At 60.3% G+C, this 14,779-nt stretch carries 17 protein-coding genes; 8 read left to right on the top strand and 9 right to left on the bottom strand.

Annotated features, from left to right (window positions below; genetic code table 11):
* The first annotated feature begins 11 nt into the window (after nucleotides 1-11).
* Nucleotides 12-674: a phosphotransferase-like protein gene (locus M1D34_RS05275; RefSeq protein WP_498781034.1), complete on the top strand. Its 663-nt coding sequence runs from the start codon at nucleotides 12-14 to the stop codon at nucleotides 672-674.
* Between the two features lie 77 nt (nucleotides 675-751).
* Here the strand turns inward: M1D34_RS05275 and M1D34_RS05270 are convergent, their stop codons facing one another.
* From M1D34_RS05270 to M1D34_RS05260, 3 genes are all read right to left on the bottom strand, one after another.
* Nucleotides 752-1,222 carry an SRPBCC family protein gene (locus M1D34_RS05270; RefSeq protein WP_498781032.1) on the bottom strand — a complete coding sequence of 157 codons (471 nt, stop codon included), beginning with the start codon at nucleotides 1,220-1,222 and terminating at the stop codon, nucleotides 752-754.
* Nucleotides 1,223-1,253: 31 nt separating this feature from the next.
* Nucleotides 1,254-1,583: an ArsR/SmtB family transcription factor gene (locus M1D34_RS05265; protein ID WP_003530664.1), complete on the bottom strand. Its 330-nt coding sequence runs from the start codon at nucleotides 1,581-1,583 to the stop codon at nucleotides 1,254-1,256.
* 98 nt (nucleotides 1,584-1,681) lie between these two features.
* The gene (locus tag M1D34_RS05260; protein ID WP_010969621.1) at nucleotides 1,682-2,578 is read right to left on the bottom strand and encodes a LysR substrate-binding domain-containing protein; all 897 of its coding nucleotides are present in this window, start codon (nucleotides 2,576-2,578) and stop codon (nucleotides 1,682-1,684) included.
* A gap of 67 nt (nucleotides 2,579-2,645) precedes the next feature.
* Between M1D34_RS05260 and M1D34_RS05255 the strand changes: the two genes are divergently transcribed.
* Both M1D34_RS05255 and M1D34_RS05250 read left to right on the top strand, forming a co-directional pair.
* The gene (locus tag M1D34_RS05255) at nucleotides 2,646-3,032 is read left to right on the top strand and encodes a hypothetical protein (RefSeq protein ID WP_017266499.1); all 387 of its coding nucleotides are present in this window, start codon (nucleotides 2,646-2,648) and stop codon (nucleotides 3,030-3,032) included.
* A 95-nt stretch (nucleotides 3,033-3,127) separates the two neighbouring features.
* The gene (locus M1D34_RS05250; protein ID WP_010969622.1) at nucleotides 3,128-3,328 is read left to right on the top strand and encodes a hypothetical protein; all 201 of its coding nucleotides are present in this window, start codon (nucleotides 3,128-3,130) and stop codon (nucleotides 3,326-3,328) included.
* Between the two features lie 122 nt (nucleotides 3,329-3,450).
* Here M1D34_RS05250 and M1D34_RS05245 read toward each other — a convergent pair whose 3' ends face one another.
* Nucleotides 3,451-4,314 carry an alpha/beta fold hydrolase gene (locus M1D34_RS05245; protein ID WP_498781029.1) on the bottom strand — a complete coding sequence of 288 codons (864 nt, stop codon included), beginning with the start codon at nucleotides 4,312-4,314 and terminating at the stop codon, nucleotides 3,451-3,453.
* 235 nt (nucleotides 4,315-4,549) lie between these two features.
* On the opposite strand from M1D34_RS05245, the gene M1D34_RS05240 reads away from it, so the two are divergent.
* Nucleotides 4,550-5,149 (top strand): YdeI/OmpD-associated family protein, encoded by a 600-nt coding sequence (locus M1D34_RS05240; protein ID WP_010969624.1) that lies wholly within the window; start codon nucleotides 4,550-4,552, stop codon nucleotides 5,147-5,149.
* Between the two features lie 13 nt (nucleotides 5,150-5,162).
* Here M1D34_RS05240 and dmeF read toward each other — a convergent pair whose 3' ends face one another.
* Together dmeF and M1D34_RS05230 are read right to left on the bottom strand one after the other, a co-directional pair.
* Nucleotides 5,163-6,128, bottom strand: a complete 966-nt coding sequence (dmeF, locus tag M1D34_RS05235) for a CDF family Co(II)/Ni(II) efflux transporter DmeF (protein ID WP_010969625.1) — start codon at nucleotides 6,126-6,128, stop codon at nucleotides 5,163-5,165.
* On the bottom strand, nucleotides 6,125-6,397 hold the full coding sequence (locus M1D34_RS05230) for a metal/formaldehyde-sensitive transcriptional repressor (RefSeq protein WP_003530653.1): 273 nt from the start codon (nucleotides 6,395-6,397) through the stop codon (nucleotides 6,125-6,127). The genes dmeF and M1D34_RS05230 overlap by 4 nt, the downstream gene beginning before the upstream one ends.
* Nucleotides 6,398-6,902: 505 nt before the next feature.
* On the opposite strand from M1D34_RS05230, the gene M1D34_RS05225 reads away from it, so the two are divergent.
* A complete protein-coding gene (locus M1D34_RS05225; RefSeq protein WP_003530649.1) occupies nucleotides 6,903-7,907 on the top strand; it encodes a GlxA family transcriptional regulator in 1,005 nt (334 codons plus the stop codon).
* A 179-nt stretch (nucleotides 7,908-8,086) separates the two neighbouring features.
* Here the strand turns inward: M1D34_RS05225 and M1D34_RS05220 are convergent, their stop codons facing one another.
* Both M1D34_RS05220 and M1D34_RS05215 read right to left on the bottom strand, forming a co-directional pair.
* Nucleotides 8,087-8,920 (bottom strand): response regulator, encoded by an 834-nt coding sequence (locus M1D34_RS05220; protein ID WP_003530083.1) that lies wholly within the window; start codon nucleotides 8,918-8,920, stop codon nucleotides 8,087-8,089.
* A 101-nt stretch (nucleotides 8,921-9,021) separates the two neighbouring features.
* Nucleotides 9,022-10,635: an SMc04171 family calcium-binding repeat protein gene (locus M1D34_RS05215; protein ID WP_498781025.1), complete on the bottom strand. Its 1,614-nt coding sequence runs from the start codon at nucleotides 10,633-10,635 to the stop codon at nucleotides 9,022-9,024.
* Nucleotides 10,636-10,819: 184 nt separating this feature from the next.
* Here M1D34_RS05215 and M1D34_RS05210 point away from each other — a divergent pair, with 184 nt between their 5' ends.
* Entirely contained in the window at nucleotides 10,820-12,229 is a 1,410-nt protein-coding gene (locus M1D34_RS05210) for an adenylate/guanylate cyclase domain-containing protein (protein WP_010969629.1), read from the top strand.
* Nucleotides 12,230-12,344: 115 nt separating this feature from the next.
* Nucleotides 12,345-13,004 carry a dihydrofolate reductase family protein gene (locus M1D34_RS05205; RefSeq protein ID WP_028011889.1) on the top strand — a complete coding sequence of 220 codons (660 nt, stop codon included), beginning with the start codon at nucleotides 12,345-12,347 and terminating at the stop codon, nucleotides 13,002-13,004.
* A 116-nt stretch (nucleotides 13,005-13,120) separates the two neighbouring features.
* Here M1D34_RS05205 and M1D34_RS05200 read toward each other — a convergent pair whose 3' ends face one another.
* Entirely contained in the window at nucleotides 13,121-13,384 is a 264-nt protein-coding gene (locus M1D34_RS05200; protein ID WP_013844605.1) for a hypothetical protein, read from the bottom strand.
* 712 nt (nucleotides 13,385-14,096) lie between these two features.
* Between M1D34_RS05200 and M1D34_RS05195 the strand changes: the two genes are divergently transcribed.
* The gene (locus tag M1D34_RS05195; RefSeq protein ID WP_003530075.1) at nucleotides 14,097-14,738 is read left to right on the top strand and encodes a TerC family protein; all 642 of its coding nucleotides are present in this window, start codon (nucleotides 14,097-14,099) and stop codon (nucleotides 14,736-14,738) included.
* Nucleotides 14,739-14,779: the final 41 nt, after the last annotated feature.

The following is a 14,779-nucleotide window of genomic DNA, read 5'->3' as shown; positions in this document are numbered from 1 at the left end:
AAGGAGATCCGATGAAAAGCGGCTGCAATCCTGGAAGGATCGTCATCCTCAACGGGGCGCCGCGATCCGGCAAGTCGAGCATAGCCGAGGCGATCCAGGAGACATTCGACGGACCATGGATGAACCTTGGCGTCGACACTTACATGGAGCGAGTAATGCCTCGCCGCTACCTGCCGGGTATCGGGTTGCGGCCCGGCGGTGAATTACCTGAAATCGAAGCGCTCGTACCTCTCTTCTACGCTGCCCTCTACGAGTCCGTTGCCGCGCATAGCCGGCTGGGTCTGAACGTTGTCGCCGATGTCGGGCATCACGACGCCTATGCCGAACCGCGCCATATCCTTCCCGACTGCGCTCGCCGGCTTCTCGGCCTTCCCGTCCTCTTCGTCGGGGTGCGGTGTCCGGTCGAGACGATAATGGAGCGACGCAATCGCGGCCAGCCCGGTCGCGAAGGCGGTTACCTCACCGGTAGCGAGGCGGAGCCTGTTCCGCGCCAGGTGCTCGCATGGCAGCGAGAGGTGCATCGCCCCGGTATCTACGATCTCGCAGTCGACACGTCCATGATGACGCCTGACGAATGCGCCGCGCTCATCCGCAAGCGGCTCGAAGCAGAGCCCATGGCTCCGACGGCATTCCAACGGCTGGCCAGAATGGCCAGCATTTCGCAGCCGGATTAAGGCTTGTTGAGCTTCGGGATACCCGCCGCGGCCTGCTTGATTTCCTCATCCCTACGCGTCCGGGAACCCGCGTGAACTCAAGCTGCTGCCTTCTCCACATAGGACGCCAACAGGCCGCCCCAGCCATTTTCCGAATCGAAAATGCCGCGCATTTCCTTGGCCTTCACGCCGTATTTTTCAAGATGGCGGTGCTCGAGAATGACGGTTGTGCCACCTTCCCCATTTGCCTCGAACAGGACCTCCACTTCGGTATGCAGGCCGGGATCGTAGTCGAAATCGGCGTTGAGCTGCCAGTCGAAGAGAATTCGGTTCGGTCGGTCGCAAGCGATGACACGCCCCCACTCGCACTCCTCTCCCGCGTTGCCGATCTCGTACCAGCGGCCACCCGCGACGGCCTCCACCACAACCGTCTTTTGGCCGGACTGCGTGAGGCTGTGGCCCATGATCCACCACGTCCCCATTCCGCTGACGAAAACGTCGAACGCCTGCTGCGGTGATGTACGCACCGTAACCGACTTGCGGACCGGTGCCGGCTCGATCATGTTCATGAGGTCCTCCTCCCGTGAGATCGCGATAAGGTTACTCTTCGGCTTCTTCGGAACGCTCGGCCCCCTCGGCCGCCTGCTTGAACGCGGCGAGCTGATCATCCCAGAATCGGTCGAGCCATTTCCTGAGCGGCCCCAGCCCGTTCGGATCGATCGAATAGATTCGCCGCGCACCCGACGGCACGTCGCGCACGAGGTGTGCCTCCTTGAGTATCTTCAAATGCTGTGAGATCGCCGGCTGTGAAACCGGCATCGCCCGGGCGATCTCGGCGACCGACTGCCGCCGCTCGGCCACCTTCTCGAAGATGGCACGGCGCGTTGGATCGGCAAGGGCAATAAAGGCTCTGTCCTGATCATAAGTCATAGCTTATTATAAGCCATAACTTATCATCGTCCACCCCAATTTCAGCGCGACGTTTGCTTCTCAAGTCGTTTGGCGGTCCCGGGAAGCCGCTTGCGCGATTATGCCGCCTGCATCCGCAGCTCGGCGAAGGCAGCCCGAACATGCTCCGCGACCGCCAGAACCGGCGCCGGCGCATCTTCGATGACCTTGAGGCCGATGTTGTAGTGACCGAGATCCGGCAGGCCGTCACGCTCGCCGAGCTGGACCATCTCGCCCTGGACGAGGTAGCGCGGCAGCGGCGCGATCGCGAGCCCGGCGAGAACAGCCGCACGCTGTCCGGTGGTATAGGCGCTCAAAAAGGCGACGCGGAATTTGCGGCCCGCACGCGACAGCTTCTCGACCGCATCGGCACGCCAGACACAGCCGTCCTCCCACATGGAAACCGGAAGAGGATCGCGCAGATGCGCGTTCCCGCATTTCGCACCTGCCCAGACCAGTTTCTCCTGCATCAGGATTTCGGCGCCCTTGGCAGATTCCTCGGAAAGGCTGTTGAACACGGCGATGTCCAGGCGGTGCTCGTCGACCCGCTTGCGCATCGCGTTGCTCATGCCGATCGAAACGTCGATGGTGACGTTCGGATACGTCTCGGCAAAGCGCTTCAATACATCAGGCAGGATTCGCTCGCCGACATCCTCCGGCGCACCGACCCGCACCACACCGTTCATGTCGGGCAACAGGAAGCGGGACACCGTCTCGTTATTGAGCGACAGAAGCCGCCGGGCATAGCCGAGCAGGAGCTCGCCCTTCGGCGTCAGCGACACCGAGCGGGCGTCGCGCAGGAACAACGTGCAGCCAAGCATTTCCTCGAGCTTCTTGATCTGCATCGAAACCGCCGAAGGCGTGCGGTAGACCGTCTCCGCGGCGGTCGTAAAGTTACCGGTCTCGGCAATGGCGACGAAAGTCTTGAGCACGTCCATTTCGAGCAGCGGAAGCGCGTGGCGCATCATCATGTTCATGGCGGCATCCTCGATCAGAAAAACTGAAAGATAGCTTAACTTCATTTCGTTTGATTGAACATCACGCATGCGCGATAGTCAAGCTGCAAGGGACGGAAACGCCCTGAACCAGAAGGAGAAGGCTATGTCCGCTCTGACGTTGGCGATCAATAATGGCGCCCCTCATGAAAGACCGGCCCCGAGCGCCGCACCCACCGATCGGGCGCCCAGGCAGGCTCGATCCATCGATGAGGGGGACATCGTTCTGGCGATGCTGTGGCATGCCCGATCTCTTATTGAACTGATTGCCGAGCGGCGGCGTGCCGGCAATCTGGTCAGGAATCGGGTGGAAACACGCCGGCAATTGGCGAGACTTCCAGCCAGGGTGCGAAACGACCTGTTACCCGCGGAACAGCAGCCGATCAGAGCATCCGATAGAAAGGCTATAGCGGGCGAAATCAATCACGATGTTTGATGAATTACATCAAACATATTCGTTTGAATGATCAATCGCGTTGCACCATAACGTCCATGGTCGCGACCTTTTGAGGAACTCAGAAGGAACCAGCAATGTCTATGAACGAGCATTCGTCATCCGCTTCGAGCCAGGGTCTTGCAGCCCTGCCCGGACTTTTCAACCTGCGGGCCCGTGCCTGGGCAGCCTGGAAGCGGCACCGCAACGAACGTGTCCTGGAGAACCTCTCCTACGACACGTTGAAGGATATCGGCTTCCCCTCCGTCGATGATGCAGTACATAAGACGGACCAATGATTAAAGACTGCAGATGCCACCCTCCCGGCATTGACCGCAAGACCAAACTATAAGGGCATTCCCGCAACGGAATGCCCTTCTTGTTTCGAGGAGCGCTAAACAGTCGCCGTCAGCAGTGCTCCCTACTCGAAGAATCCCTTCGGCGTCTTGCCCTTCAGAAATGGTTCGACGAACGCATGAAGCAACTCGGGCTGGCTGATGACGGCGGTATGCGACGTCGCCGGGAGGACGGCAAGGCGCGAGGCGGGCAGCGGTTTGCCCATGTCGCCCATGACGCCCCCGCCGAGCAGCCGGAACAGAGCGACCGAATGTTCGAGCGTCGCCACGTCCGCATCGCCGGTGATGATCAAAACCGGGGTTTTCAGCGCCCTGACGTCCGCTTCCCATGCCATCGGCTCCTTCTCCAGCGCGATCAGCTTCCTGACGAGTTCGGGAAAACCGTCGGGATTGGCCGCGAGCTTGCGATAGTCCTCGGCAAACGGCATGTTGACGAACATCTCGACCGACATCTGGGGAATGAAGGCCTTGAACGCCGGCTGCCAGCCCTCGGCATCATAGGCGACGGAGGCGGTGGCGAGTTTGTCGACTTTTTCCGGGTGGCGGATGGCAAGCTGCAGACCGGCAGCCGCACCCATGGAGTAGCCGAAGACATCGGCCTTTTCGATCTTCACGGCATCCATAAAGGCCGCGACGTCATCGGCCAGATTGGGATAGGTGATCGGCCGGTCGATATCCGTGGTGCGGCCGTGGCCCTGGAACTCGATCGCATAGACCTTGTGGGTCTCGGCGAGCTTCGGGATGATCGTACCCATCGAGGGGATGTTCATGTAGGCGCCGTGCAGCACGATGAGCGGGTCGCCCTCGCCCGAGACTTCGTAATACATTTCCATGCCGTTGACCTTGACCCGATTGCCCGCCGGTTCGGATCGGGCAAGCGTGGCGCCCGCAACAAGCAGGGTCGCGGCAATCAGTGCGATGCGGAACATAGGTCTTCTCCTCGGTTTGCGGCCGGCCTATGCCGGTTTCGATGATAAGACGAGCGGGGCCCCCGGTCTCCGACATTGATCAACGCAATTTTTTTCAGCAATGCGCGCGGCCTGTGACTGCCTTTGCTCGGACGACCCTCGCCTCCTGGTAAAATTTGCAGCTGGCGTCAGCGGTATGTTTTTGCTTTCGTAAAAGCGGCCCATGCCAAGAGCTCCCAGCAGATCGGTAATCCTCATGAGTGAAATTGAAGCCCAATTGCCGGTGATCCATTTTGCGGACGCAAAGACCTTCGAAACGTGGATCGCGGAGCAAGGCTCCGATTGCAAAGGGCTCTGGGTGAAATTCGCCAAGAAAGCGTCCGGGATAGCGAGCATCACGCCGAGGGAGGCGCTCGATGTGGCGCTCTGTTACGGCTGGATCGACGGTCAGCGTATTGGATCCGACAGCGACTTTTACCTGAACAAATACACGCCGCGCCGTGCGCGCAGCCGATGGTCGCAGGTGAATTGCGCTCGGGCGACCGAATTGATCGCAGAGGGGCGCATGACGCCGCGCGGCCTTGCCGAAGTTGAACGCGCCAGGACCGACGGCCGATGGGATGCCGCCGCGCCACCGCCGAGCAAGGCGACCGTTCCTGACGATCTTCACGATGCGCTCGCGCAGAATGCAGCCGCTAAGATGCTGTTCGACGAACTCGACAGCCGAAATCGCTACGCAATCCTCTTCCGCATTCACGACGCGAAGAAGAGCGAGACGCGCGCCGCGCGCATCGAAAAATATGTCGGCATGCTCGCCCGGGGCGAGACGCCCTATCCGCGGCGCAAGGCGCGATAGATCGCCCTGCCTCTCAGGCCGCCAGCGGCTCGACCTCGACCGTCACGTGCGAAAGCTCGTGGATGTGCTCGAGCTTGCGGCGGTAGGTCGACGGGCTTTGCGGATTCTTCGTCACCAGCGAAACGATGGCACCGTGGTGGCCGGGCCCAAGCTGCCACACGTGCAGATCGGTGATCCGATCCCCGTCCCGCTCGATCGCCGCGCGTATTTCGTCCGGCAGGTCCTCGCCCGGCGGGATGTAATCGAGCAGCACGCTGCCGCTGTCCCGTATCAGGCCCCATGACCAGCGGGCAATCACCAGCGCGCCGACAATGCCCATCATCGGATCGAGCCATATCCAGCCATAGACGCTGCCGGCTGCAAGCGCGACGATCGCGAGGACCGAGGTGAGCGCGTCCGCCAGCACATGCAGGTAGGCAGCACGCAGGTTGTTGTCCCGGCCGTGGGCCGAGACGCTATGGTGGTGCTCGTGATGGTGATGATGGCCGTGGTGGTGGTGACCGTGGTGGTGATGTGAATGATCCTCGCGAAGCAACCAGGCACAGGCGAGATTGACCGCAAGTCCGAGCACGGCCACCGAAATGGCCTGCGGAAAACTGATCGCCACCGGATTGGCAAGGCGCAGGAGGCTTTCCCAGCCTATCAGCAGAGCGATCAAGGCAAGTACGATCGCGCTTGAGAAACCGGCGAGATCGCCAAGCTTGCCCGTACCGAAGGTAAAGCGCGGGTTGCGCGCGTTGCGCCGGGCGTAGAGATAGGCAAGCGCCGCGATCAGCAGGGCCGCGGCGTGCGTCGACATGTGCCAGCCGTCGGCGACCAACGCCATGGAACCGTAAAAGGTACCCGCGGCGATCTCCGCGACCATCATCCCCGCAGTCAGTGCGATGACGAACCATGTTCGCCTTTCGTTGCGCTGGTGATTGTCGCCGAGGAATACATGATCATGGCCTGCGGGCGCCGGTGAATGGGTTTCGCTCATTTCAGGTATCTCCTGACGATTTCGATCAGTTCGGCAGCGCCCTCTTCGCGCTCTCCCTGGGTTTCGTGGCCGGCTACGTGCCCGCGAATATGATCTTCTATCAGCTCGATCGTCAGCCCGTTGACCGCACCACGCACGGAGGCGACGAGGTTGAGAATATCGCCGCAGGGCTGGCGGGCTTCGAGCGCACGCTCGACCGCCTCCATCTGCCCCTTTAGCCGACGGACACGGGCGAGCAACTTTTCCTGATCTCTGATCGTATGGGACATAGCATAGGGGGGTACCCTATTTTAAACGCCCATGCAAGCCGCACCGTCGCTGCGTTGCATTGGGGACAGGCCCTGAAGCTGCGCGCTCTCCAATGCGTCTTGTCAGATACCGACATCCGAATTCTGCGAAGGTGAAAAGTCGCTAGCGGTAAAGCCGCAGCTCAAGCTCACTTGCGCAACTTTCGCTCAGTTTGCCTCATTTTTGCTCGATTACGTCATCGCGATCCATGATCTTGTCGCATTTCATACACTCGTCGACCCGGCACGCGACAGGCCCGGGCGGAGGGATGTCGCAATGCGAAATTTCTTCCCAGTCGCGGCTTTCCATGCCAATGTCGCAATTCGACAAGCTGAAGCGCATATTCCAAGCGACGAATATGCGAGCCTTAATGCATGTCGCCAAAAGTGCGCAGCGGTTTGGGGCTGACGACATGCACGAAAGCGACGACCTGAAGTGCGTCGCATGAATTCGATCTATGCAACGTGCTTTAGCCTGGGAGGTTTTATGCACAAACCGCTGACGAAGAAGCGTTCGCTCGTCTTCTTTCTGGTGCCAAACTTTTCGATGCTGCCCTTTTCGGCGGCGATCGAGACGCTCCGCATCGCCAACCGGATGCTCGGTTACGAAGCCTACACGTGGCGTCTCGCCTCGACCGACGGCCAAAAGGTCTATTCGTCGGCGGGCATTGCGCTCGAAGTCAACACCTCGCTCGCCGACGAACGCAAATATCTCGGCGGAGAAAGCCGCCCATCCATGGTGCTGGTCTGTTCGGGCGTCTATGTCGAGGACTTCCAGAACAAGTCGGTGAATGCATGGCTGCGCGAAGCCTATAACCGCGGCATCGCCGTCGGCAGTCTCTGTACCGGCGCCCATGTGCTCGCCTCGGCGGGCCTGCTCACGGGCAAGCGCTGCGCGATCCATTGGGAAAACCTGCCGGGCTTCTCCGAGAGCTTCCCCCAGGCCGATGTATATGCGGATCTCTACGAGATCGACGGCAACATCTATACGTGCGCCGGCGGCACCGCCTCGCTCGACATGATGCTGAACCTGATCGATCAGGATTTCGGCGAGAACCTCGTCAACCGCGTCTGCGAACAAGCGCTCACCGATCGGGTGCGCGGGCCGCACGACCGCCAGCGGCTGCCGCTGAGAGCGCGTCTCGGCGTCCAGAACGCCAAGGTCCTGTCGATCATCGAACTGATGGAGAGCAACCTCTCCGAGCCGCTGTCGCTACTGGAGATCGCAGAAAGCGCGGACCTGTCTCGCCGTCAGATCGAGCGGCTTTTCCGCCAGGAGATGGGCAGGTCGCCTGCCCGCTATTATCTGGAAATCCGCCTCGACCGCGCCCGGCACCTGCTTATCCAGTCGTCCATGCCGGTTGTGGAAGTCGCCGTTGCCTGCGGCTTCGTTTCCGCTTCGCATTTTTCGAAGTGTTACCGCGAGCTTTACAACCGCTCGCCGCAACAGGAACGCGCCGAGCGCAAGCTGACGCTGCAGATGGCGCGGTAGATCGCGGCGTTTCGGAACGATTGAACAGCGAGCCTTCATCGGGCGGCACCGGCAACTGCCGGTGCCACGTCAACGCCCATGACGGGCCCTGCGTCATCGGCCCCGGCGTTTTCTCCTGAAGCCGGCCCAAATCAACCCGCGGCGCCGGTCGCCCGACCCGCCCGAATGGCAATCGTCCTTCAGGCCGGAACCTTGGTCCTCGCGTTCAAAGTTCTCACCTTGGTGAGCGTATCGAGGTTCTGATTGACGCGGCAGTAGAATTCCTCGTTGACGAAGGGGCGAACGACGAAATCGTTGCCGCCGGCTTTGAGGAACCGGGCGGAAAGCAGCCGGTCCGTCGACGACGACACACCGATGATCCTTAGCTGATGCGGGCCGTGGGCGGCGCGGATTCGCCGCGTAAGCTCGAAACCGTCGATGTCGGGCATATTGTAGTCGGTTATGACGAGGGCGATGTCCGGATTGTTCTTCAGGATTTCCAGCGCCGCAGAGCCGTTTTCCGCCGAGCTCGTTCTGAAATTGTAGCGCTTCAACTGCGTCGTCAACACGGCCCGGGCCGTCGCGCTATCGTCGACGATCAACACGTGATGCTGCTGGTTCGTCAGGAATCGGCAGACGGACTCTGCCAGCATATCGACAGCAAAGACGCTGTCCTTGATGACATAATCGACAATGTCCTTGGCGAGGATCGTCTCGCGCGTGCTCTCCTGAAACGAACCGGTGAAGACGATCGTCGGCACGCTCATTTCGATCAGGTAGGTGAGTGCCTCTCCGTTCTCTGCGCCTGGAAGGTTGATATTGGAAATGGCGAGAGATGGCGCGAAGGAAGCGTTTTCGACCGCGAACTGCAAGTCCTCGTAGTCACGACAGACGATCACATCGATATCGAAAAGCTCCTTCAGCCGCTTCGAGACCATCGAAGCAAAGAGGTTGGAGTCCTCGGCAAGCACGATACGGTGCTCGCCGAGGGATTCACCGGAAAAGTACATTCCGGAAATGCCGAAGAATGACATTGATCGCCTATGAATAGAGTGTCCCCGGAAGGCACCCTATGAGCAAAACGCTTTATCCGGTGTTAATGGCGCGCTCATCCAAATGTCCGCGAAGGCATCCCTCAAACGAAGACGACATCATCCGCCGAAAGGTCGGCAAGTGCGACCTTGTCCAGCAGCAGACCGAATGTATCGGATCCATTGAAGGCGATGTAGAGCCCGTCTTCCGTCTCGGTCGCGGCGGCAACCAGGTCGGCGAAGCTGTCGATGCGCGTGGTGTCGGGTGCATATCCGGTAAAGCGCAGCAGGTCGCCGCCGTCCGCATCGAAATCCGTGATGCGATCCACACCTGAGAACGAAAACGTATCGGACGACCAAAGGAAGGTATCTGCGCCTGCTCCGCCCGTCATGACATCGTCACCCGCACCGCCCCAAAGCACGTCGCTTCCGGCGCCGCCGTCCAGCCGGTCGTCGCCGTCGTTGCCGGCGAGCTGATCGTCGCCTGCAAGCGTGCGGATGCTATCGTCGCCAGAGCCGCCGGACAGCTCGAATCTCTCGATATTGGTAAAGATCAGCGTTGTACCCAGCGTGCCGGTCGAAGCGTCGAAATTCGTGCCCGGCAGGGGATCGATGACGCGCAACGTATCGCTGCCGCTCCCGCCATCGATAAAGCCGGATGGCGCAACCACCTGGATGAGGTCGTCGCCTGCGCCGCCGTCTATATATGTCTCTCCGTCGCCGAAACTCGTTCCGCCGTCGTAAATCTCGTCGTTCCCATCGCCGCCGGCGAGCACGTCGTTCCCGCCGGCACTGATCAGGATGTCATCGCCAGCGCCCCCATAAAGGGCATCGTCGCCGCTTCCGGAGGCGACATAGTCCCTGCCGCTGCCGCCGGCGACATAATTGTCGCCCTCGCCCATATGGGCGGTGAGCGAAGACAGATTTCCGGCGATCAGCGTATCACTGCCGCCGCCGAGATCCACGCTTGCAACCTCGATCCCGCTGATCAGCGTTCCCGTCGAGGCAAACCCCTGTCCGAAATCGATAGTGACGCCGTCGGTTCGTCCTTCATCGAAGATGGAGAGTTTATCCCAGCCGTTACCGCCGTCGATCACCGCGGAGGAAAGCGTGGTGATGATGATGTCGTTATGGTCTCCGGCAAAGATCCGGTTCGCGCCAACAGTGTCGTTGATGATGTCGCCGCCGCTGCCTGTGTCGATCGCGTCGTCGCCCAGCATGCTGGTGCCGTCGTCGCCGTCGACGCCATATGGGCCTACGACGTCGTTCCCGGCGCCGGTCGAGGTGATGTCGTCGGTGGCGGCGCCGAATATCCGGTCGTTGCCGCTGCCGGTCGTCAGGACCAGCCTCTCGATGCGATTGAAGAAGATGTGTTCCCAGTTCGCCGTGTTGTAGCCGATGATGCCGTGACCGTGCTCGCCGCTGAACCGGACGTCGGAGCTGACGTTCGACAGGTCGACCACCAGCGTATCGACGCCGGCACCGCCTGTAACCGCGCCGCCGGTCCCGATCAGGCTGATGAGATCATCTCCCTCGCCGCCGTCGAGCCGGTCATACCCGCTCCTGCTTGTCAGACGATCGTTTCCAGCCCCGCCGTCGACGAGGTCATCGCCGCCGCCGGCATCGATCTCATCGGCGCCGGCTAGACCCCAGATGCGATCCTTCTCCTCGGTTCCAGATAGCGTATCGTTTCCGGCCGTCCCCACGACTGTAGTCATGTCGCTCATCCCCTGAGTTGCGAAGAAGGCCACTAATATTAAATTCCAAAGAACAAATCGAGATACGGCTAAAAATAATTTTCGTACTACAAATATAAATTACATTACTTCAAATATAAAATTACTTTGCACCCAAACCGAAATGCGGCCTGACCGCCAGCCGATTTCCGTATAGAATGTGTTCATGAGCGAAGCCCAACCCCTTTTCGATGTGCTGCGCCATTCGGCAAGGACGGAGGTCGCCGATGCATTCGAGCGGCTCGTTCGGGATGCACCCGATCACAGGCTTTGCCGGATCAATGCGCTCGCCTTTGCCGCGCGCGAGGGCCTCGACGAGGAAGAGACGATCGCAGGCTTTCTGCATGCCTCGCGCCTGGGCATTTTCGAGCTTTCCTGGAACGTGCTCTGTCCGGGTTGCGGCGGTGTACTCGATGCCAACACGTCCCTGAAGACGGTGCAGAGCACGGAGTATACCTGCGCGCTTTGTGCCGCCGGTTACGAGCCGACGCTCGACGAGATGGTCGAAGTCACCTTCACGGTCAGTCCGCGCGTGCGCCGCATCGGAGCACATACGCCGCATGAATTGCCGCCGGCCGAATATTTTCGCCAGATCTATTGGGGTTCCGGCATTGACCTGCCGGAAGAGGATTACGAAGCAAAGGTCGACGAATTCCTGCTGGAGGCACTGGAACTGCCGCCAGGCGAGAAAGCCGTGATCTCGCTGCAGCTTCCCGCGGAATTCGTCATCATCTTCGAGCCGGTGACGCATGCCGCGCAATTCCTGGATGTGAGCGGCGAACCGACAAGGGAAAGGAGGAATCTCGGGCTCGTCTTCGATCGCTCGCACCGCCACCACGAGACGCTGAGCTTGCCGCCCGGCCCCTTGCGCGTCTCGGTGGAGAACCACGCCGAAGTTCGTACCCTGCCCTCGATCTGCGTGGCAGGCGAAGCGCTGCATGCCCTGCTCGGCCGCCGTCGGCCATTTCTCACCGCCAAGCGGCTGCTCTCCAACCAGACTTTCCGCGACATCTACCGCACCGACACGCTCGATGTGGACCAACGGCTGAAGATCACCAGCCTTACTTTCCTCTTCACCGACCTGCGCGGCTCGACGGAACTCTACGAGCGCGTCGGCGACCTCGCGGCCTTCGACCTGGTAAGAACGCATTTCAACGTCTTGAACGAAATCGTCGCGGCCGAGGCCGGCGCCGTCGTCAAGACGATCGGTGATGCGGTTATGGCGACTTTCCCGACGCCCGACCGGGCTGTCACCGCGGCAATGCGGATGCGCGAGGCAATGCGCGAACTCAACGAAGAGCGCGGCAGCGAGGACCTGCTCCTCAAGATCGGCATCCATGAGGGGCCGTGCATTGCTGTCAACCTGAACGACCGGCAGGACTATTTCGGCCAGACCGTCAACATCGCCTCGCGCGTGCAACATCTCGCCACCTCGCGTGAGATCTTCGCGACCGGCTCCGTCCTCGAGGATCCTCGAGCATCCGGTGTGCTCTCTGATCGGGGCCTAAGTCCGATGGCGCACAACGTGACGCTAAGAGGAATTGCCAACGAGATCAGCATTTTCGCGATCCCGTGAGCCGCTCTTACGCCAAAGTTCTCAAGGAAATTCTTGCAGTTTGTGGCGTTGCTGTCGGTATCGGCCTTCGTCCAGCGTCCTGGGTTCGGTAACACCACGAACGAGGAGAGCCGGAATGAGAAAGATCATCGTTGGCGCATTCGTAAGCCTTGACGGAATCATGCAGGCGCCGGGCGGACCGCACGAGGACCCGGTCGGCGGCTTCGACCATGGCGGCTGGGCCGCCCCCTATTTCGACGAGACCATGGGACAAGCGGTGGACGAGATGTTTTCCAAGCCGTTCGATCTTCTGCTTGGGCGGAAGACCTATGACATCTTCGCCGCACACTGGCCCTATGCCGGCCCTGACGATCCGATCGGTCCGCTCTTTGACCGGATCACCAAATATGTCGCCACGCGCAACCCCGATCTGAGGCTCGACTGGCAAAACAGCCGTACTCTCGGCTCCGACCCAGTTGCAATGCTTAAGAAACTGAAGAGCGAGGAAGGTCCCGATCTTTTGACCCAGGGTTCGACTGACTTCCTGCAGACCCTGTTCAGCAACGATCTGGTAGACGAGATGTACATCTCGTACTTTCCGGTTGTGCTCGGAAGGGGCAAGCGGCTCTTTGGTCACGGCGCCATGCCGATGGCCATGAAACTCCTCGGTTCAAAAGTCTCCGGGACGGGCGTCACCGCCAACAAATACGTCCGCAGCGGCCCTGTCGTAACAGGTTCGTTCGAGTTCGAACAGCCGACCGAAGCGGAGCTGGAGCGGCGAAGAAAGCTGAGCTGATCTTCCGCTTTGCACGTGCCGTCGCTAAACACGTTGCGGGGCTACGGCCCCGCATTATCTTGAAAGGCCCAACTTCCTGCGGCCTTCCGCTCCCGGAGGATACGCCGCATGTGGCGTCACTTCACAACGACGGAGCCGTTGACGATTTCGATCGTCTCGTCGCCCTGGAGTCCCACGCGGTCGCCGCTCGGCGCAGTAACGAAGCAGCCGCCGGGGCAGATCACTTCCGTCGCACCTGCATCGATTGCCACTTCGATCCGGCTCTCCCCTTCGACGATCACCAGAACAGCGGCCTCGCCATCCTTGTTTGTAACGGTCGCGGCATAGGCCACGCCAGCCCACAGCATTGCGGACACCATAACGACAGCATACGTCTTCATCACATTCGGCGCACGAGCGCCGCCCCCGTTTCGGCTGGCCGCCTTCCCGTCGCGAAAAGGAAGACGCCGGCCACCCCTCTAGCCACGGCCAGCCTACTGCATGTTTCCTTTGATCGTAACCGATCAAAGGTCAAAAACATGCAGCAGATCAAAGCGCTACAGCGACCTTTGCGCGTCTGATAAGACGCGCGGCGCTGTAGTGCATGTTTCCTTTGATCGTAACCGATCAAAGGTCAAAAACATGCAGCAGATCAAAGCGCTACAGCGACCTTTGCGCGTCTGATAAGACGCGCGGCGCTGTAGTGCATGTTTCCTTTGATCGTAACCGATCAAAGGTCAAAAACATGCAGCAGATCAAAGCGCTACAGCGACCTTTGCGCGTCTGATAAGACGCGCGGCGCTGTAGTGCATGTTTCCTTTGATCGTAACCGATCAAAGGTCAAAAACATGCAGCAGATCAAAGCGCTACAGCGACCTTTGCGCGTCTGATAAGACGCGCGGCGCCGTAGCCCAGAATTTCTCGCAGCGTAAGCCGTGCAGGAAAAACAATGCGGCGGCTCGAGCCGCGTCAGAGCACCGGAAGCTGCTCGGCATTTGTGTGTCCTTCGAAAATGCCGATTAGTTGTCCCGGCCCACTTGATCCGTCGATTGTTCGCGGTCTATGCGTTTTGCAACGCCGCAGGCGTTTCGGGGACAAGAAGGGTTACCACACATGGAGATTTTCACTTCCGCCGGCCTGACGGCACTGCTGCAGGTCATTGTGATCGACCTGGTGCTTGCCGGCGACAACGCCGTCGTTATCGGTCTTGCAGCAGCCGGCTTGCCGCTGGAGCAGCGCAAGAAGGCTATTCTCGTCGGCATTCTCGCCGCCACCGTGCTTCGCATCGTGCTCGCAATCTTCACGGTCCAACTGCTTGCGATCATCGGGCTCCTGCTCGCCGGCGGGCTCCTCCTGCTTTGGGTCTGCTGGAAGATGTGGCGCGAGATTCGCACTGGCGGTCACGAAGGCGTTGACGGCCTGGGAAATGCGGACGCCTCGGCCCCAAAGAAGACTTTCAAACAGGCGGCAACACAGATCGTGATAGCGGACGTGTCCATGTCGCTCGACAACGTCCTCGCCGTCGCCGGTGCCGCCCGAGAGCATCCAACCGTGCTCGTCTTTGGTCTGGCGCTCTCTATCGCGATGATGGGTATCGCCGCGGGCTTTATCGCCCGCCTGCTCAGCCGGTACCACTGGATCGCTTACATCGGCCTGGCGATCATCTTTTACGTCGCACTCGACATGATCTATCGCGGCGCAATGGAGGTGTGGCCACACGTTATGCCGGTGGCCCAGGCGCTGGCCGGGCTTTAGAGCACTCCCCGGAAACGGGTGTGTAACCGTTTCCGGGCGGA

This window comes from Ensifer sp. D2-11 (assembly GCF_054161295.1).
The sequence above is the reverse complement of the archived record's forward strand: the minus strand, read 5'-3'. Positions and strand labels throughout refer to the sequence as shown.